This is a genomic window from Oceanobacillus sojae (assembly GCF_900162665.1).
In the GTDB taxonomy this organism is placed as follows: Bacteria; Bacillota; Bacilli; order Bacillales; family Amphibacillaceae; genus Oceanobacillus; species Oceanobacillus sojae_A.
Genome location: NZ_LT727812.1, coordinates 215674 through 233892, shown reverse-complemented (window position 1 = coordinate 233892; position 18219 = coordinate 215674). Strand labels below are relative to the sequence as shown.

Genomic DNA, 18219 nt, shown 5'->3' with positions numbered 1-18219 from the left:
ATTTTGCAGAGTTATATAAATAGTGGATGAGGACAATCATCCGATTTAAAGCATATTTAAAATTTTATAGATAAATATAAGTTAGATAATAATTTATCGTTGATTTATTCAGGAGGGGTAAATATGGAAATCTTTAATTACTTGGAAAAATATGATTATGAGCAGTTGCTTTTCTGTCAGGATAAACAATCCGGGCTGAAAGCTATTATCGCAATCCATGATACAACATTGGGGCCTGCACTGGGAGGAACCAGAATGTGGACCTATGCTTCAGAAGAAGAAGCAATTGAGGATGCCCTGCGGCTGGCAAAAGGAATGACATATAAAAATGCTGCTGCCGGTTTAGATCTTGGCGGCGGAAAAACAGTTATTATAGGAGATCCTAAGAAGGATAAGAATCCGGAAATGTTCCGTGCATTCGGACGTTATATCCAAAGCTTAAGCGGCAGATATATTACTGCTGAAGATGTAGGGACAAATGAATCAGACATGGATCAAATTGCGCTGGAAACAGAATATGTTACAGGAGTGACTTCTTACAGCGGAGCAGCAGGAAATCCTTCACCGGTTACAGCACTCGGAATATACCAGGGAATGAAAGCAACAGCTAAGGAGGCTTTCGGAACAGAATCCTTAGAAGGTAAAGTGATTGCTGTTCAAGGAGTCGGAAATGTTGCCTACAGCTTATGTAAATTATTGCATGAAGAAGGTGCCGAATTAATAGTAACAGATATCAATAAGGATGCAGTGAAGCGTGCGCAGAATGATTTTAATGCCAAAGCAGTAGACCCGGATGATATTTACGATGTGGAATGTGATATCTATGCACCTTGTGCACTTGGTGCGACCATTAATGATAATACAATTCCGAGACTAAAAGCCAAAGTAGTTGCAGGATCTGCTAATAATCAGCTGAAAAGTCCAGAGCATGGTGATATCCTGCATCAAAACGGAATTTTATATGCCCCGGATTATGTGATTAATGCAGGCGGAGTAATAAATGTTGCTGATGAATTAATTGGTTATAATCGTGAGCGTGCATTACATAATGTACAGCGTATATACAAAAACCTGGAGCAGGTATTTGCGATTTCGAATCGTGATCAAATACCAACATATATTGCAGCTGACCGTCTTGCGGAAGAAAGAATTCAGGCAAAGAAAAATTCCCGCAGCCAATTTATTATAAATGAACGGAATATTTTAGATCATAGACAGTAGAATCGTACCTCTTCATTTTATAAGGTACTATTATAGGAAAATAATGGAGGTTGTATTGTGAGTCAGAGTGGACGTGTTTTAGTTATCTACCCCGACATGTATATCACCACAATTGGTGTATTTGAAGGAAACCATCATTTATATCAGCAGACGATTATTCACGATGAAGATGAGTTAAATCATTTTGACCAGCTTAACGATCAGGTCGTTTACAGAAAGCAGGCCATTTTTGAACAGCTTGATTTGGATGGAATGAATACATCGCGTTTCATAAGTGTATGCGGCCGGGGTGGAATATTACGTCCAATCAGAGGTGGAACTTATCAGGTAAATGATGCGATGCTCTATGATTTAAAAACAAATGCCTATGGAGAGCATGTATCTAACCTGGGAGCGATCCTTGCTTATGACATTGCTGAGAATTTAAATATACAGGCGTATATTGTTGACCCGCCAGTAGTGGATGAAATGCAGAAAATAGCTAAGTATACAGGCATTCCGGAAATAAAGAGGGCCAGCATCTTTCATTCTCTTAATCATCGGCATGCCGGCAGAATTGCGGCTAAACAAATTGGAGCTGCATACAGTTCTTTAAAACTTATCTCCATTCATATTGCGAGAGGGATTACCATTGCTTCACATCACTCGGGAAAAATTATAGATGTAACGAATGGTGTTGATGGAGAAGGTCCTTTTACGATTGATCGCTCCGGAAGTGTCCCGTTAAAGGGCTTTCTGAACTATATATCTGAGCAATATTCCAGTGTACAGGATTTTGATTGGAATCAATTACAGCAAGCTGGGGGATTAAAGGCTTATTTGCACACAGAAGATCCTGCTATAATCCGTTCCAGGCTGCTGCAGGGAGATCCGCACACAAAAGAAATAATCGAATCGCAGGCATACCAGATTGCCAAAGAAATTGGAGCAATGAGTACAGTATTACACGGTGAGGTTGACGGAATTGTTTTTACCGGAAAGATTAATGAGAATGATTTTGTCATTGATGCAATTATTCCGAGAATAAACTGGATTGCTGATGTAATGGTATTTCCGGGAAAAAATGATTTAGAGGCAATGAATGAAGGGGTTTTAGAAATTTTAAATAATCCCGGGGAAGTAAAGATATACGTAGCAGAGGAGGCTAATTAGATGGCTGCAGAGTACGATTTAGTCATTTTAGGCGGCGGAACAGGCGGCTATGTTGCTGCTATCCGTGCAAGTCAATTAAAAATGAAAGTAGCAATCGTTGAAAAAGCTGCATTAGGAGGAACATGTTTACATAGAGGCTGTATTCCTTCTAAAGCATTACTCCGCAGTGCGGAAGTTTATCAGCAAACCAGAAATGCTGATGAATTTGGTGTGGAGGTAAATGAGCCAGTCTTAAACTTTATCAAGGTACAGCAAAGAAAAAAAGCAATCGTTGATCAATTACACAAAGGTGTCCAGGGGCTGATGAAAAAAGGAAAGATTGATGTCTATCAGGGATTTGGCCGTGTCTTAGGGCCAAGTATTTTCTCGCCAATGCCTGGTACTATCTCTGTCGAGTATGAAAACGGCGACGAAAACGATATGTTAATTCCTAAAAATGTGTTAATCGCAACCGGTTCTGAGCCAAATACCTTACCAGGTCTGGATTTTGATGGGGAGCTTGTCATCAGCTCCAATGAAGCGCTGGAAATGGAAGAACTTCCGAAATCCATGCTCATTGTAGGCGGTGGAGTTATCGGTGTTGAATGGGCCTCCATGCTGAATGATTTCGGGGTAGATGTAACTGTGCTGGAATATCAAAAGCAAATTTTGCCGACAGAGGATAAAGATGTGGCAAAAGAGATGGAAAAGCAATTGAAAAAAAGAGGCGTGAAAATTGTAACGGGTGCTAATGTCCAGGCAGATACATTAGCGAAAAACGATTATATCTCCGTTGAGGCAATGATTGGGGATAAAACCGAACGCTTTGAAGCTGAAAAAATGCTTGTATCTGTCGGAAGAAAAGCAAATATCGAAAATATCGGAATTGAGAACACGGATATCCAAATTTCGAATCATGTCATTGATACAAACGGTTTTTACCAGACAAAGGAATCACATATTTATGCAATTGGAGATGTAATCGGTGGTATGCAGCTTGCACATGTGGCTTCTCATGAAGGCATTATTGCTGTTGAGCATATCGCAGATGAAAACCCGCAAAAAATAGATTATAATGCAGTATCAAGTTGTATATATGCAAACCCGGAAGCAGCAAGGGTCGGCCTGACAGAGAAACAGGCAAAAGAAGAAGGTTATGAGCTTGTCATCGGAAAATTTCCTTTCAAAGCTGTTGGAAAAGCGCTGGTTTATGGTGAAACAGACGGCTTTGTAAAAATCATTACAGATAAAAAAACACAGGATTTATTGGGAGTCCATATGATTGGTCCACATGTAACAGATATGATATCTGAAGCCGGATTGGCAAAAGTATTAGACGCAACGGCATGGGAAATCAGTCAGACAATTCACCCGCATCCATCCTTATCAGAGGTTATCGGTGAAGCAGCTCTGGCAGTTGACGGAAAACAGATTCATGGATAAATGAACACGATTTAATGCTGGGAAATGGCTGAAGGAGGGAAATAATATGAAACAAACATCTTGGGAAAATGTAAGCAACGAGATGGCTGTCGAAATGTTTGAAATGATGCTGTTAGCAAGAAAGATAGATGAAAGAATGTGGCTGTTAAACCGTTCAGGAAAAATACCATTTGTGGTTTCCTGTCAAGGACAGGAAGCAGCACAGGTCGGAGCAGCTTTTGCACTGGATCGTTCTGTTGATTATACAGCTCCGTATTATAGAGATTTAGGAGTCGTTTTAGCTTTTGGAATGACAGCAAAAGATTTAATGCTATTTGCGTTTGCAAAAGCAGAAGATCCAAATTCAGCAGGCCGTCAAATGCCAGGCCACTTTGGTCAAAAGAAAAATCGCATTCTGACCGGTTCATCTCCGGTAACAACGCAAGTCCCTCATGCGGTTGGTGTAGCATTAGCAAGCAAAATGGATAAAAAAGATATTGCAACGTTTGTTACCTTGGGAGAAGGTTCTTCCAACCAAGGTGATTTTCATGAGGGATTAAACTTTGCAGGTGTCCATAAACTTCCGGTTATTACAATGGTTGAAAATAATAAGTATGCTATTTCTGTACCTTATGACCGTCAAGTAGCAAGTGAGACGGTTTCCCAAAGAGCGTCATCTTATGGAATGCCAGGAGTTACTGTGGATGGAAATGATCCTATTGCTGTTTATCAGGCAGTCAAAGAAGCACGAGAAAGAGCGGTCAACGGGGAAGGCCCAACGCTGATTGAAGCAGTAACCTATCGCTTCACAGCACACTCCAGTGATGATGATGACCGTGTTTATCGGGAACAGGATGAAGTAAAGAAAGCAAAAGAGAAGGATTCCATTATTACATTTGCTGAAAAATTAAAAGAAAAGAATATTATAGATGACGCAAAAGAAAAAGAAATTCATGAGCGCCTGAACGAGCTTGTGAATGAAGCAACAGATTATGCAGAAAAAGCTCCATATGCAGCTCCAGAGGATACATTGAAGTATGTTTATGAGGAATTGGACGAAGGAGGGGAATAATCAATGCCTGTTATGTCTTATATACAAGCAATTACAGCAGCTCTAAAAGAAGAGATGCAAAAAGATGAGAATGTATTTATACTTGGTGAGGATGTAGGTAAAAAGGGTGGCGTGTTTAAAGCAACACATGGACTATATGATACTTTTGGGGAAGACCGTGTATTGGATACCCCACTGGCAGAGTCTGCTATTGCGGGTGTTGCTATTGGTGCTGCAATGTACGGAAAACGGCCGGTTGCAGAGATGCAATTTGCTGATTTTATCATGCCGGCAGTAAACCAAATAGTTTCCGAAGCTGCAAAAATCCGCTATCGCTCCAACAATGATTGGAATTGCCCTATTACGATCCGGGCTCCATATGGAGGCGGTGTACATGGTGCTTTGTATCACTCTCAATCTGTAGAAGCACTGTTTGCAAATCAGCCGGGTTTAAAAATTGTTATGCCCTCAAGTCCGTATGATGTAAAAGGGTTATTGAAAGCCTCTATTCGCGATAATGATCCTGTCTTATTTTTAGAACATAAGCGTGCTTATCGTTTACTGAAAGAAGAAGTACCTGAGGATGATTATGTTCTTCCGATTGGAAAAGCAGATGTAAAAAGAGAAGGTGACGATATTACTGTCATTACTTATGGTCTATGTGTTCATTTTGCATTGCAGGCTGCCGAGAGATTAGCAGCAGACGGAATAGAAGCACATATCCTTGATTTACGTACGGTATATCCGCTGGATCAGGAAGCTATTATAGAAGCGGCCAGCAAAACCGGAAAGGTTCTCCTTGTTACGGAGGATAATAAAGAAGGCAGTGTGATAAGTGAAGCAGCTGCCATTATTTCAGAGAATTGCTTATTTGAATTAGACGCTCCAATCGAGCGTCTGGCTGGTCCTGATGTGCCGGCGATGCCTTATGCACCGACAATGGAAAAATATTTTATGTTAAACCCGGATAAAGTTGAAAAAGCAATGCGCGACCTAGCGGAATATTAATTGGAGGTAGACCTATGAGTGTTGAAAAAATGACAATGCCTCAGCTTGGTGAGAGTGTAACAGAAGGAACGGTCAGTACTTGGCTTATTTCTGTCGGGGACCAGGTGAATAAATACGACCCTATTGCTGAAGTAATGACGGATAAAGTAAATGCAGAAGTCCCCTCCTCCTATACAGGGACCATCACAGAGCTTGTGGTAGAAGAAGGAGAAACAGTGGAGATCGGGGCCCTGATCTGTTATATAGAAACAGATCAGGCTGCTGCTTCAGGAGATTCGGAAGCAGCTGGTGAAAAAGAACCGGATATGGAAGATGATAAAGTTAAGAATGAAGCAGCGAATAAAGACAGTTCCATGAAAAAAAGATATTCCCCTGCCGTATTACGCTTATCTCAGGAGCATAATGTCGACTTAACTAAAATTGATGGAACAGGCAAGGGTGGAAGAATTACCAGAAAAGATGTTGAGAAGTTTATTGGAAATAAAGATGCATCTCAAGAACAGGTAAAGCCTTCGCAAGAGAAGAAAGCAGGGACATCTCCTGCAAAAGAAACACCATCTGTTCCAAGAGGAAGCATCCAGACCTCTGCAGGAGATATTGAAATTCCTGTGAAAGGTGTCCGAAAAGTAATTGCTGACAACATGGTCCGGTCAAAGCAGGAAATCCCGCATGCCTGGATGCAGATAGAGGTTGATGTTACGGACTTAGTAAAATATCGTAATAGCGTAAAGGAATCATTTAAAAATCAGGAAGGCTTTTCTTTAACGCCTTTTGCGTTTTTTGTAAAGGCAGTTGCCCAAGGCTTAAAGGAATACCCTGAATTAAACAGTATGTGGGCAGGAGATAAGATTATTCAGAAAAAAGATGTTCATTTATCCATTGCAGTAGCCAAGGATAAAGAATTATTTGTTCCTGTGATTAAGCACGCAGATGAAAAAACAGTGAAAGCAATTGCCCGTGATATTACAACACTTGCTGCAAAAGCACGCCAGGGTAAACTGTCAGCGGAGGATATGCAGGGTGGTACATTTACTGTAAATAACACAGGCTCCTTTGGGTCCGTTTCCTCGATGGGAGTGATTAATTCTCCACAGGCAGCAATTTTACAAGTAGAATCAATTGTAAAACGGCCTGTCATTATTGAGGATATGTTTGCAGCCCGTGATATGGTGAATTTATCCCTTTCCCTGGATCATCGTATTTTAGACGGACTTGTATGCGGAAGATTTTTATCACGAGTAAAAGAAATTCTTGAAGGTATGAATGAATCTTCCATCACCCTTTATTAATAGGGTATGTTCAAAAAGTCATTTTTGGGGGCTTTTTGAACATCCTCTAACAGAAGGAAAGCCAATAGATTGAATTTTTAATGACTAGCTGATAAGCTATAAATATATTTTAAGCAAAAGGGTGGAGTTCAATGGATTTTGATTTATTTATGCAGGATGTCGTTAAAGTTGCCAGAACAGATATAACAGAAGCAGGCTATGAAGAAGCACGTACAGCAGAAGAAGTGGATGAAGCGCTGTCCCGTGAAGGTACAACCCTTGTTATGGTTAATTCTACCTGCGGATGTGCAGGCGGAGTAGCTCGTCCAGCGGCAGGAAATGCGATTCATTATGATAAGCGTCCGGATCATTTATTGACTGTATTTGCTGGGCAGGACCCGGAAGCAACAGAGAGAGCAAGAACTTATTTTGAAGGATTCGCACCATCTTCTCCTAGTTTCGCATTACTTAAGGATGGAAAAATCCTTGCAATGGTAGAACGAAATCAAATTGAAGGCCATAGTGCAATGGACGTTTCCGCAAAACTTCAAAGTCTGTTTGACCAATATTGTGAAGAAGTGTAAGAAATTATAGAAGGGCTGCCATTTGGCAGTCTTCTTTGCTTTACCTATGTGAAAATACCACAGGAGGTACATAAAGGGTGAAAATTGGATATCGCACCTTGAAAACAGCAGTTGGTGCACCAATTGCTGTATCATTAGCGCAATGGGTCGGCCTTTCAAATTTTATTTCAGCTGGAATTCTAACAATTCTATGCATTCAGCCATCAAGAAAATCTTCCTTTCTAAGTGCCTGGCAGCGGTTTGTTGCATGTGCAGCAGCCGTTGTTTTTTCATGGGTTATTTTTGAATTAATCGGCTATTATACAATTTCTATATTTATACTGCTTTTATTGTTTATCCCTGCAACTGTTACGTTAAAGGCAACTCCAGGTATTGCCTCCAGTTCTGTTGTCATGCTGAATCTGTATGGGTCTGGACATGTGACGCTTTCTTTGATTGGAGAACAGTTTGTTCTTATTACAATTGGGCTTGGAACAGGATTGCTGATGAATCTTTATATGCCCAGCTTAGAAAATAAACTAAAGAAGCTTCAGATTCGGTTAGAAAGTAATTTTAGCCGTATTTTATATGAATATTCTCTGTATATCCGGGATGAGAATGAAATGTGGCGAGGAAAAGAAATTGCAATTACAGAAGATATACTCGTTGACGCGAAACAATTAGTCATTCGGGATAGAGATAATCATTTGTTACGTAATGAACATACTTTTTATAATTATTTTAAAATGAGAGAAAGACAGTTTGAGCTTTTGAAGAAAATGCTTCCGCTAGTAACTCATTTGACGAAAACGGATGCCATTGCCATTGAAATTGCGGATTTCTTTGAACGGCTATCCAAAGCTGTCCATCCAGGAAACACAGCTGTTACCTTTTTAGAGGAATTAAAAGAGCTGCGCAGAGAATTTCATGCACAGGACTTGCCAGGAACACGGGAAGAATTTGAAACAAGAGCTTATTTATTTCAATTATTAAATGAAATAGAGGATTATTTAATTATAAAAAATAAATTTAAGAAAAGCGATGAATCTCCCCGGAAACACAGGAAGGTAAAAATGAAATGAAAGCCGGGGAACCGTCCTGCTATATTATTAAGTAAATCATAAAAAATGCTGTGCAGAAATGTATCCAATAATTTCTGCACAGCATTTTCTTTTTTTAGACAAATGCCGCTAAGCCGGCTGTAATTGCTGAAATAACCATAAGGGCAACCATGAAGTATACGATAATTTTATTGCGGCGTACGCGTTTAGATTGTTTCTTTTGCACGGATTGTTTTGCTGACATGAAAATATCCTCCCTCATCATCCGATATCATCTACCGTTATTCTAACGCGAATTTGCTGATCAGACAAGTTAATAATATCTTTTTTCCAGAAATCCTCCTTATCATTAGCGCAAATACTGGCGGTTCAATGCTTTCTACTGTAAAAAACTTTAAAAATATAGTAGCCTATTGGATAGGAGGTTACAAATATGACTGTGAATGAAGAAAGATTAGTTAATGAATTTTTAGAGCTTATTCAAGTAGACTCTGAAACAGGGTTTGAAAGAGAAATAGCATCCATTTTAACCAAAAAATTTGAAGCTTTAGGTGTCCAGGTAGAAGAAGATAATTCAAAAGAGCAGACTGGCCATGGAGCGGGAAATTTAATTTGCACATTGCCGGCTACTAAAGAAGCTGCTGATGCAATTTACTTTACTTCTCATATGGATACCGTTGTCCCTGGTAAGCGTATCCGTCCAATTATTAAAGATGGCGTGATTTCTTCTGAGGGTGATACAATCCTCGGGTCAGATGATAAAGCAGGCTTAGCTGCTATGTTTGAGCTGATTAGAGTACTTCAGGAAAACAATATCCCTCACGGACAGATTCAATTTATAATTACGGTAGGAGAAGAATCCGGTCTAGTAGGAGCAAAAGCATTAGATTCTTCTAAGCTGGATGCACGTTATGGCTATGCGTTAGACAGTAATGGAGATGTTGGTGACATTGTTGTTGCTGCACCAACACAGGCAAAGATTCACGCAACCATAACCGGAAAAACAGCACATGCCGGTCTGGAGCCTGAAAAAGGTGTGTCTGCTATTACAATCGCATCCAAAGCAATTTCTAAAATGCCATTAGGCCGGATCGATAAGGACACAACAGCAAATATTGGCCGGTTCGAGGGCGGCAAGCAGACAAATATTGTAGTTGATCATGTCGAGATCTTGGCTGAAGCACGTTCATTAGTGCCTGAGAAGATGGAAGCACAGGTCGAAAAAATGAAAACAGCTTTCGAAGAGGCAGCTGAAGAGCTTGGCGGATCAGCTGATGTGAATGTTGTTGTCGCATATCCAGGCTATTATTTTGAAGAGGGGTCTCAAGTGGTAGAGGTTGCCCGTGAAGCTGCACGTGCCATCGGCAGAGAAAGTAAATTAGAACAAAGCGGCGGCGGCAGTGACGCAAACGTCATTGCAGGATACGGCATTCCTACTGTAAACTTAGCTGTCGGCTATGAGGGAATTCATACTACAAATGAACGGATAAAAACGGAAGATCTTGTCAAAGTAACAGAGTTTATTGTGGAGATTGTTAAAGTCGCAGCAAAATAAGATCAAAGCTTCCATTCCTGGAGCGGCTTTCTGCGGAAACAAGAAGGAGAACGCATTCCATGATGGAGTGTGTTCTCTTTTTTAAAGAGTAGGAAAGTATAAAATGTTGAGGATAGCCGCTCCAGAAATACACTACGCTTTCCGTGGGCTTGAGCTCAGCCTCCTCGAAAAAAAGAAGAGCACTTTTTTCCTGCGGGGTCTTCCCACTGCGCATTCCCACAGGAGTCTCCGTGTATTTCTTCCGCTAGAATCAGCTTCATTTCTTTAAAAGAAAGCAAATGAAACATATTTCTTCAAAGATGGGAGCGGAGGGAAGTCGACTCCTGCGGGAAAAGCAACAGGTGAAGACCCCACAGAAAGTGTACTTCTTTCGAGGAGGCTGAGGCGTTGCCCGCGGAAAGCGACTTCCCGCAGCGGACATCTCCTTGGCTAGAACACCAGTATTTTAAAGACCAAGCGATTTTCTTGACTTTTTTTATAGAATAGGGGTGGGTAACATGGCTCATTCTGCAAATTCAAAGGGACGCGTAATCTTTCATATTGATATGAACTGTTTCTACGCATCTGTAGAAATGGCACATAATCCGGAATTAAAGGGAAAGCCGATTGCCATAGCCGGAAATCCGGAAGAACGCAAAGGCATTATTGTAACGAGCAGCTATGAGGCGAGGGCAAAGGGTGTTAAAACAACCATGCCGGTTTGGCAGGCAAAGAAACTATGCCCTGATTTATTATTGATGCGGCCTAATTTTGACAGATACCGGGAAGCATCCCGCGCTATTTTTAAGATGCTTTCTGAGATTACACCGTTAGTCCAGCCAGTTTCAATTGATGAAGGATATTTGGACATTACAGATACAAAAGAGCTGGGTACTCCCATAGAAATTGCTGGCTATCTTCAACAGAGGATTTTAAGAGAGCTGGATATTCCATGCAGTCTCGGTATTGCACCGAATAAATTTTTGGCAAAAATGGCATCAGATATGAAGAAGCCGTTAGGAATAACGATTCTGCGCAAGCGTGAATTAGCATTGACACTATGGCCGCTCCCAATTGAAGAGATGCACGGGATCGGAGCAAAAACAGCTGAAAAATTAAAGAAAGTATCTATTCATACGATTGGTGACCTGGCTGCACATGATGTTTATTCCTTAAAGCAATTATTAGGTGTGAATGGTGAAAGATTAAAGAATCTTGCCAATGGGATAGATTATCGGCCGGTTGATCCGGAAGCAGTGCATGATTTTAAAAGTATCGGCAGCTCACAAACCTTAGCGCATGATTCCACAGATTGGGATGAACTGCATCAGCTGCTGGACCACCTCGTTGAAAATGTAGCTAAAAGAGTAAAAAGAAAGAGTGCGACAGGAAAAAGCGTTCAGCTGATGATTCGTTTTCATAACCACCAAACGATTACACGCAGCAAAACATTACAAAAATATATTGATGAGAAAAAGGATATCCTTTTTGTAGCGAAAGAATTATTAAAAAAACATTGGAACGAAGAGCCGGTCCGGCTATTGGGCGTTTCTTTACAAAATTTAGAAGAGAAGCGGCAAGTAGGGGAGCAGCTTGACTTGTTTACCTACCGTGATAATGTAAAGAAAGAAAAGCTGTATGAAACAATGGAACAATTGACAGATAAATATGGCAAGAATGTATTTCTATCCCTGAATAATGAGAAGGATAAAGAACAGCAGCCGCGAACAAGCTTTCAAAAGGATTTTTTAGACGATTATAAAAAGCCATGATTTTACTTCTGATTTAATAGATGTAAAATCATGGCTTTTTATTTCTTATGACAGGAATTTCTTCAATATATTTGATGAAACCGTACCGCCTGTATAACGGAACGGAAAATCGAATTTTGTGGTCTGTTTTAAAACACTTTTCTGATGTGAAAAAATATCAAAGCTGGCTTTTCCATGATAATTTCCCAGACCGCTTTGTCCGACACCGCCAAATGGAAGATGCGGATTTGCTAAATGGAAGAATGTATCATTGATAGCACCGCCGCCAAACGAAACGTATTCCATTACTTGAGACTGCATTCTTGGATTTTCACCAAAATAATATAGAGCCAATGGTTTTTCCTTCGATTTAATCAGTGAGAGAGCATCCTCAATATTTTCAAATTGCAGTACCGGCAGAATGGGCCCAAATATCTCTTCCTGCATAATTGGATCATCCCAATCAATCTTATCAAGAATGGTCGGCTCAATAATCAGTTCTTCCTGATTATATTCTCCGCCATGTACAATATGATCCTCATTCAGGAATGCAACTAAACGTTTAAAATGATTTTCATTAATAATCTTCGAAAAATTTGCACCCTGGCTTAAATTCTTGCCGAATATGGATTTGATCTGTTTTTTCATTGCTTTCAGCAGTTTGAATTTAACGGACTCCTGTACTAATAAATAGTCTGGAGCAACACAGGTTTGTCCGGCATTTGTATATTTTCCCCATACAATCCGTTTTGCGGCAATTTGAATATTTGCATCTTCATCGACAATGGCAGGACTTTTCCCGCCGAGCTCTAATGTGACTGGTGTCAAATGCTCGCTTGCAGCACGCATAACGATTTTTCCAACAGCACTTCCTCCAGTGAAGAAAATATGATCAAATCGCTGTTTTAACAGCTCAGTCGTCTCTTCAACAGCACCCTGAATAACAGAGAAATAAGATGGATCAAAATTCTCTTCTATCATTCTGGCAAGTAGATCAGAGGTATGTGGAGCATGCTCAGAAGGCTTTAATACTACTGAGTTGCCGGCTGCGATTGCTCCAATAACCGGTACCAGGGATAATTGTAAAGGATAGTTCCATGGCGATATCACCAGTACAACACCGAGCGGCTCTTTCATAATATAGCTTTTAGAGCCTTTATGAGTTAATGGAGAAGCAACTTTTTCAGGCTGCATCCAATAACGGAGATTTTTGATTGCAAATTCTAATTCAGTATGAATAATACCTATCTCCGTAGTGATAATTTCATGATCTGGTTTATTCAAATCTTTTTTTAGTACATCATATATTTCAGTTTCATAGTCTTTAAGTATTTTTTTAATTTTTTCTAATTGATGTTTACGAAATGTATAATCAACCGTATTTCCTTGCTCAACATACTTCCGGTGATCATCAACGATTTGTTGATAGTTTTCTTGTAAGGTCATCAAATCTGTCTCTCCCTTTCTTCCTTCCAGAGGATGTTCAAAAAGTCTAATAAAAGTGACACTTCATGAAAGGTCTTTTACTAAGTGTGCTCCCTTATTTAAGTGCATACGCAGCATTGCCTCAAACTTTTCGGTCTTTTTATCAGTCTTTTTCAACACGCACTTCAAACTATAATTGAAACACACTAAAGTCGCTTGCAATAGAGGTATTCGAAAACACTTCTCTTGCTTCTTCAAGAAACGCATCCATTTCAGAAAATTGATACCTTGAAGATATATGTGTCAAAATTAATTGTTTACAGCTGGCGTCAACCGCTAATTTTGCAGCTTGTATAGTTGTTGAATGAAAATAGTTCTTTGCGAGTGTTTCTTTATCAGCAGCAAAAGTTGCTTCATGAATTAACAAATCACTGTTTTTAACAAATTCTTCATGGGCTGTCTGATAGGTTGTATCACCAAGAATAGAAATAATCCTGCCTTTTTTAGGGGGCCCGATAAAATCTTTTTGATGAATAACACTGCCATCTTTAAGAGTGACAGCAGGTTTTTCTTTTATCTCCCCGTAAATTGGACCAGGACGGATACCTTTTTCTTTTAATTTTTCAACTAGCAGCTCACCTGGTTTATCTTTTTCAACAATGCGAAAACCAAAGCTTGGTATACCATGTGCAAGTTTTTTTGCATGTACTTCGATTGCTTCTGTTTCAAATAATAATCCTTCATTTATTTCAATGATTGTAAGAGGATAAGTTAAATGGGTATGACTTAGCTTTAAAGCATATTCAATAAAGTCCTTTATTCCTTCAGGACCATAAACAGTCATCGGTTTATCCGTACCAGCCTGAAAAGATCTGCTGCTTAAGAATCCCGGCAATCCATAAATATGATCTCCATGCATATGGGTAAGAAATATTTTATTTATTTTTCCTGGTTTAATTTTTGTCCGAAGCAGCTGATGCTGTGTAGCTTCCCCACAATCAAACAGCCAAACTTCATTTAGCTCCTGCAGCATACTCAGCACAATCGCTGTTACATTCCTTTCTTTAGAAGGAAGTCCGGCTCCAGTGCCTAAGAAAGTAATTTCCATGTTACCATCTCACCCTATATATAATATTATAATTAAAGATTTTACCCAAATACGCATCAATCATCAATGTATAAGGCTAAAAATTGATAATTGTCCCTTTTTAAATTAAAAAACTGCGATATAATTTTTTCCGTGCAGCAAATGCTTTGTCAGGAACATCTGTAAATATGCTGTCTATTTTATATGAAAAGCACCTGTTTAAAAGACGGGATGAATTGACTGTGTAAACCCGTATAGGAATCTCGCTTTTTAAGGCCTCATTTACAAGACGCTGCCGCAAAAGAGTATGCTTTATATGAATAGCTGTTGCTCCGATTGATAGAGCATATGCTAATAAATCCCTTCTGATCCGCTTAGTTAACCAGCCAATATTTGAAATCTCTTTAAAGCTTGCCAGACGCGTTATACTTGCGTCAGAGAATGTAGAGAAATATGTTCTATCTGACATCTGATATTGTTCGATTAGCTGATATGTAATTTCCTCCAGATTCTTATATTCCATTTTATTATTTTTCAATTCTAAATGAAGCATTAATGGTGTATCTTTTATCCAGGCAAGAAATTCCTCTAAAGATAAAATTCTTGTTCCTGTAAATTTGGGATGAAAAGATTTTCCCATATCCAGTTGTTTTAATTGCTCCAGTGTATATTGATTAACCCAGCCTTTTTCTCCAAAAATCCGTTTCAGGCTTTCGTCATGAAAAAGGACAGGAATATTGTCTTTGGTTAATTGTACATCTGTTTCAATTCCATCTGCTTTCATTTCGTATGCAAGCTTAAATGCAGGGAAACTGTTTTCAGGGGCATATCGGCTTGCTCCCCGGTGTGCGATAATGGATGTCATGGTCTCACCCCCAACTTCATTGTGTTAGATTTTTGTTTATAAGTCAATGTTTAAACAGGTGTACGGGGTAATTGATTCGTTGTACAATAGTTATAGTATGTCCACTTAAATAATTATATGTAGTAAGGGTCGATAATTATGAAAATAGGAAGAAATCGTGCTGTAAATGAGAAAAAAATTATTATTACCGGCGCATCTAAAGGGATAGGAAGAGAGATTGCCAAGGAAATCGCTGCTCATGGCGGTATACCTATCCTGATAGCCAGATCAAGAGAATTACTGGAAGAATTAGCTGATGAAATAGAGAGGAATAACGGCCTTTGCAAGGTCTACCCGATTGAAACGTTTTCAAGAGAAGCTATTGATAAACAAATTAATGAAATAATGGAAACAGAGAAGCGCGTTCACGGATTAATTAATAATGCAGGATTCGGTGTATTTGAGAAGGTAGAGGAAATAGATATGAAAGAGTTAGAGGAAATGTTTCAGGTGAACGTTTTAGCAGGTATTCAATATGCAAAAGCGTTTCTGCCGCACTTTCTGCAGTTTAAGGGGAGATCACATATCATAAATATTGTCTCTCAGGCTGCAAAATTACCAACTCCCAAAGCTGCAGGCTATGTCGCTTCCAAACATGCCATGCTGGGCTTTACGAATGTGCTCAGGCAGGAGACCAGAGAAAGCAGTCTGACGGTTACTTCTGTAAATCTTGGTCCTGTAAAGACAAACTTTTTTGAGATGGCGGATAAGGATGGTAAATATCAACAGAATGTAGAAAAATATATGCTTCAGCCTGAAAAAGTTGCATCTAAAGTAGTTCATTCTTTATTTACAAAAAGAAGAGAAATTAATATGCCATGGTGGATGGAGACCGGAAGTATATTGTACCGCTTATTTCCGGAATTAATGGAAAAAGCTTTAAAATCTCAATTTGATAAAAAATAATGACGTGTTTCTTTTTTAAACGAGGTCAGCTTCAAAAGGACAATAATGCCTTTCTGAAGCTGACCGGTTTTTTTTAATCTTCCGTTCTCAGAGTGACTGGAATATTATTCATTCTAACGGTGCTGCTCATATTGGGCAGCTTTTGTCAGCTGTTGCAGAATAGGATAGGCAGCGTCAGTGATTTCATTGATGGATTGGTGGACAGCAATATTCTGTTCTAATTGTTCGAATGAACTTGCTCCAAATACTGTTGATGTAACAGCAGGATGATTGGCAACATAGTACATTGCTAATTGTTGGAGAGAGCTGTCAGGTAATGCCTGTTCGAGCTCATAGTAAAGTGACTTTAATTCATTGTAAGAATAATCAAGATATCCATCTTGTCCTTTTTTATCGAGTACTTCATCAGCTTTATTGCTCAGCAGCCCTTTAGCAAGCGGTCCGCGGACAACGACACTGATTTGATTTTCCTCTGCAATAGGTAAAATCGCTTCTTCCGGCCGTCTGTCTAAGAGACTGAATTGTGTCATTAAAACATCGATAGAAGACCGGATTGCATATTCACGGACGACATTAGGCCGAATAGAGGAAATTCCATATGTGCGGATTAAACCATCTTTTTTTAATTCTTCAAAAGCTTCAATTGTTTCGCTGACAGGGTCATCTAATGTACCGCCATGCAGCATATACACATCGATATAATCTGTATTTAATCTTTGTAAGCTATTACGGACAGCTTCATGGATATATTTTTTCGATGGATCCCAGAACCAGTCATCCTTTCCTTCCTGGAAATGATTTCCGACTTTTGTTGTAACAACAACATCAGATCTGCGGTGTTTAATCGCTTCTCCAACAATTTTTTCATTTTCACCAAAATTATAAAGGTCTGCCGTATCCAGGTGATTAACCCCTTTATCTAAAGCATAATCAATCATTTTTTTACCTTGCTCCGCATTCGTTCCCAGGGACATACAGCCAAGTGTTAAATCAGAGATTTCAATATTGCTTGTACCAAGCTGCCGTTTCTTCATGTTATTCCTCCTCTATGAATTACGTATGCCTATATTGTAGAGGCAGATGGAAAAGAATACAATTAATATACATAATGAAGAAACGTCTATATTTGTTCGTAATAACACAAATAGTTTTTAGATACAAAAGTTGAGTGAAAAAATAAAACAAATCAGAAGAAAAATTAGTATGGACTTGCTACAATAGAGCATAGCGAATTAGAATCAATATGAGGATAGACAAAAATGAAACTTCCTTCCACGGAAGCTTTTTGAATGGATATCTGTAATAATTTATAAAAAGGTGGAGATGGAGACATGCATCGTTTTGAAGAAAAAACAATTACAACCAAGAAAATATTTGAAGGAAATATTATAGATGTTCAACTGGATGAAGTGAAGCTTCCGAATGGAGAAACAGCTAAGAGAGAGCTTGTATATCACCCTGGAGCAGTAGCAGTAATTCCAATTACTTCAGATAATAAAATTGTACTTGTAGAACAATATCGCAAACCATTAGAAAGAACTTTAATAGAAATTCCGGCAGGGAAGCTGGAAGAGAACGAGAATCCATTAACTGCTGCAGTTCGTGAACTGGAAGAAGAAACAGGCTATACAACCACCAATCTATCGCAGGTTACATCCTTTTACACATCACCGGGGTTTGCTAATGAACTGGTATATGTTTACATCACCAACGACTTAATTAAAATGGAAAACCCGCCTGCCGGAGACGATGATGAATTTGTAGAAATTATGGAAGTGACGCTGGAAGAAGCAAAAAAACTCGTTGAAGAAGGGCGTATTCAAGACGCAAAAACAAATTACGCCGTGCTTTATTTACATGCTTTAAATAAATAAGAAGAACAACGTT

17 protein-coding genes are annotated in these 18219 nt (G+C 39.2%); 12 read left to right on the top strand and 5 right to left on the bottom strand.

From position 1 onward, the window contains the following. Nucleotides 1-123 precede the first annotated feature (123 nt). The 8 genes from BN1068_RS12075 to BN1068_RS12040 all read left to right on the top strand — a co-directional run bounded on the left by BN1068_RS12075 (nucleotide 124) and on the right by BN1068_RS12040 (nucleotide 8746). Nucleotides 124-1221, top strand: coding sequence for a Glu/Leu/Phe/Val family dehydrogenase (locus tag BN1068_RS12075; RefSeq protein ID WP_077603106.1), 1098 nt, complete (start codon nucleotides 124-126; stop codon nucleotides 1219-1221). A gap of 57 nt (nucleotides 1222-1278) precedes the next feature. Further along, entirely contained in the window at nucleotides 1279-2373 is a 1095-nt protein-coding gene (gene buk / locus BN1068_RS12070) for a butyrate kinase (RefSeq protein ID WP_139344824.1), read from the top strand. Continuing rightward, nucleotides 2374-3795, top strand: a complete 1422-nt coding sequence (lpdA, locus tag BN1068_RS12065) for a dihydrolipoyl dehydrogenase (protein WP_077603105.1) — start codon at nucleotides 2374-2376, stop codon at nucleotides 3793-3795. A gap of 46 nt (nucleotides 3796-3841) precedes the next feature. Next, a complete protein-coding gene (locus BN1068_RS12060) occupies nucleotides 3842-4846 on the top strand; it encodes a thiamine pyrophosphate-dependent dehydrogenase E1 component subunit alpha (protein ID WP_077603104.1) in 1005 nt (334 codons plus the stop codon). 3 nt (nucleotides 4847-4849) lie between these two features. Beyond that, a complete protein-coding gene (locus BN1068_RS12055; protein WP_077603103.1) occupies nucleotides 4850-5833 on the top strand; it encodes an alpha-ketoacid dehydrogenase subunit beta in 984 nt (327 codons plus the stop codon). Between the two features lie 14 nt (nucleotides 5834-5847). Beyond that, nucleotides 5848-7122: a dihydrolipoamide acetyltransferase family protein gene (locus BN1068_RS12050; RefSeq protein WP_077603102.1), complete on the top strand. Its 1275-nt coding sequence runs from the start codon at nucleotides 5848-5850 to the stop codon at nucleotides 7120-7122. A gap of 131 nt (nucleotides 7123-7253) precedes the next feature. Next, nucleotides 7254-7685 carry a BrxA/BrxB family bacilliredoxin gene (locus tag BN1068_RS12045; protein WP_077603101.1) on the top strand — a complete coding sequence of 144 codons (432 nt, stop codon included), beginning with the start codon at nucleotides 7254-7256 and terminating at the stop codon, nucleotides 7683-7685. A 77-nt stretch (nucleotides 7686-7762) separates the two neighbouring features. Beyond that, the gene (locus BN1068_RS12040) at nucleotides 7763-8746 is read left to right on the top strand and encodes an aromatic acid exporter family protein (protein ID WP_077603100.1); all 984 of its coding nucleotides are present in this window, start codon (nucleotides 7763-7765) and stop codon (nucleotides 8744-8746) included. A gap of 94 nt (nucleotides 8747-8840) precedes the next feature. Here the strand turns inward: BN1068_RS12040 and BN1068_RS24190 are convergent, their stop codons facing one another. Then, on the bottom strand, nucleotides 8841-8969 hold the full coding sequence (locus BN1068_RS24190) for a hypothetical protein (protein WP_260052168.1): 129 nt from the start codon (nucleotides 8967-8969) through the stop codon (nucleotides 8841-8843). A 189-nt stretch (nucleotides 8970-9158) separates the two neighbouring features. Here BN1068_RS24190 and BN1068_RS12035 point away from each other — a divergent pair, with 189 nt between their 5' ends. Together BN1068_RS12035 and BN1068_RS12025 are read left to right on the top strand one after the other, a co-directional pair. After that, nucleotides 9159-10280, top strand: a complete 1122-nt coding sequence (locus tag BN1068_RS12035) for a M20/M25/M40 family metallo-hydrolase (RefSeq protein WP_077603099.1) — start codon at nucleotides 9159-9161, stop codon at nucleotides 10278-10280. 497 nt (nucleotides 10281-10777) lie between these two features. Next, complete coding sequence (locus BN1068_RS12025) at nucleotides 10778-12031, top strand: DNA polymerase IV (RefSeq protein ID WP_077603097.1); 1254 nt, start codon at nucleotides 10778-10780, stop codon at nucleotides 12029-12031. A gap of 45 nt (nucleotides 12032-12076) precedes the next feature. On the opposite strand, the gene BN1068_RS12020 is transcribed toward BN1068_RS12025, so the two are convergent. The 3 genes from BN1068_RS12020 to BN1068_RS12010 all read right to left on the bottom strand — a co-directional run bounded on the left by BN1068_RS12020 (nucleotide 12077) and on the right by BN1068_RS12010 (nucleotide 15387). Beyond that, entirely contained in the window at nucleotides 12077-13456 is a 1380-nt protein-coding gene (locus BN1068_RS12020; protein ID WP_077603096.1) for an aldehyde dehydrogenase, read from the bottom strand. Between the two features lie 169 nt (nucleotides 13457-13625). Then, nucleotides 13626-14543 (bottom strand): ribonuclease Z, encoded by a 918-nt coding sequence (rnz, locus tag BN1068_RS12015; RefSeq protein WP_077603095.1) that lies wholly within the window; start codon nucleotides 14541-14543, stop codon nucleotides 13626-13628. A 100-nt stretch (nucleotides 14544-14643) separates the two neighbouring features. After that, nucleotides 14644-15387 (bottom strand): glycerophosphodiester phosphodiesterase, encoded by a 744-nt coding sequence (locus BN1068_RS12010; RefSeq protein WP_077603094.1) that lies wholly within the window; start codon nucleotides 15385-15387, stop codon nucleotides 14644-14646. 138 nt (nucleotides 15388-15525) lie between these two features. On the opposite strand from BN1068_RS12010, the gene BN1068_RS12005 reads away from it, so the two are divergent. Continuing rightward, nucleotides 15526-16332 carry an SDR family NAD(P)-dependent oxidoreductase gene (locus BN1068_RS12005; RefSeq protein WP_077603093.1) on the top strand — a complete coding sequence of 269 codons (807 nt, stop codon included), beginning with the start codon at nucleotides 15526-15528 and terminating at the stop codon, nucleotides 16330-16332. A gap of 113 nt (nucleotides 16333-16445) precedes the next feature. Here BN1068_RS12005 and BN1068_RS12000 read toward each other — a convergent pair whose 3' ends face one another. Then, a complete protein-coding gene (locus BN1068_RS12000) occupies nucleotides 16446-17366 on the bottom strand; it encodes an aldo/keto reductase (RefSeq protein WP_077603092.1) in 921 nt (306 codons plus the stop codon). Nucleotides 17367-17663: 297 nt separating this feature from the next. Between BN1068_RS12000 and BN1068_RS11995 the strand changes: the two genes are divergently transcribed. Continuing rightward, a complete protein-coding gene (locus BN1068_RS11995) occupies nucleotides 17664-18206 on the top strand; it encodes an NUDIX hydrolase (RefSeq protein ID WP_077603091.1) in 543 nt (180 codons plus the stop codon). Nucleotides 18207-18219: the final 13 nt, after the last annotated feature.

Coding starts and splice junctions, on each gene's coding strand:
- BN1068_RS12075 (WP_077603106.1), top strand. CDS start 124: ATGGAAATCTTTAATTACTTGGAAAAATATGATTATGAGCAGTTGCTT.
- lpdA (WP_077603105.1), top strand. CDS start 2,374: ATGGCTGCAGAGTACGATTTAGTCATTTTAGGCGGCGGAACAGGCGGC.
- BN1068_RS12060 (WP_077603104.1), top strand. CDS start 3,842: ATGAAACAAACATCTTGGGAAAATGTAAGCAACGAGATGGCTGTCGAA.
- BN1068_RS12055 (WP_077603103.1), top strand. CDS start 4,850: ATGCCTGTTATGTCTTATATACAAGCAATTACAGCAGCTCTAAAAGAA.
- BN1068_RS12050 (WP_077603102.1), top strand. CDS start 5,848: ATGAGTGTTGAAAAAATGACAATGCCTCAGCTTGGTGAGAGTGTAACA.
- BN1068_RS12045 (WP_077603101.1), top strand. CDS start 7,254: ATGGATTTTGATTTATTTATGCAGGATGTCGTTAAAGTTGCCAGAACA.
- BN1068_RS24190 (WP_260052168.1), bottom strand. CDS start 8,969: ATGTCAGCAAAACAATCCGTGCAAAAGAAACAATCTAAACGCGTACGC.
- BN1068_RS12035 (WP_077603099.1), top strand. CDS start 9,159: ATGACTGTGAATGAAGAAAGATTAGTTAATGAATTTTTAGAGCTTATT.
- BN1068_RS12025 (WP_077603097.1), top strand. CDS start 10,778: ATGGCTCATTCTGCAAATTCAAAGGGACGCGTAATCTTTCATATTGAT.
- BN1068_RS12020 (WP_077603096.1), bottom strand. CDS start 13,456: ATGACCTTACAAGAAAACTATCAACAAATCGTTGATGATCACCGGAAG.
- rnz (WP_077603095.1), bottom strand. CDS start 14,543: ATGGAAATTACTTTCTTAGGCACTGGAGCCGGACTTCCTTCTAAAGAA.
- BN1068_RS12010 (WP_077603094.1), bottom strand. CDS start 15,387: ATGACATCCATTATCGCACACCGGGGAGCAAGCCGATATGCCCCTGAA.
- BN1068_RS12005 (WP_077603093.1), top strand. CDS start 15,526: ATGAAAATAGGAAGAAATCGTGCTGTAAATGAGAAAAAAATTATTATT.
- BN1068_RS12000 (WP_077603092.1), bottom strand. CDS start 17,366: ATGAAGAAACGGCAGCTTGGTACAAGCAATATTGAAATCTCTGATTTA.
- BN1068_RS11995 (WP_077603091.1), top strand. CDS start 17,664: ATGCATCGTTTTGAAGAAAAAACAATTACAACCAAGAAAATATTTGAA.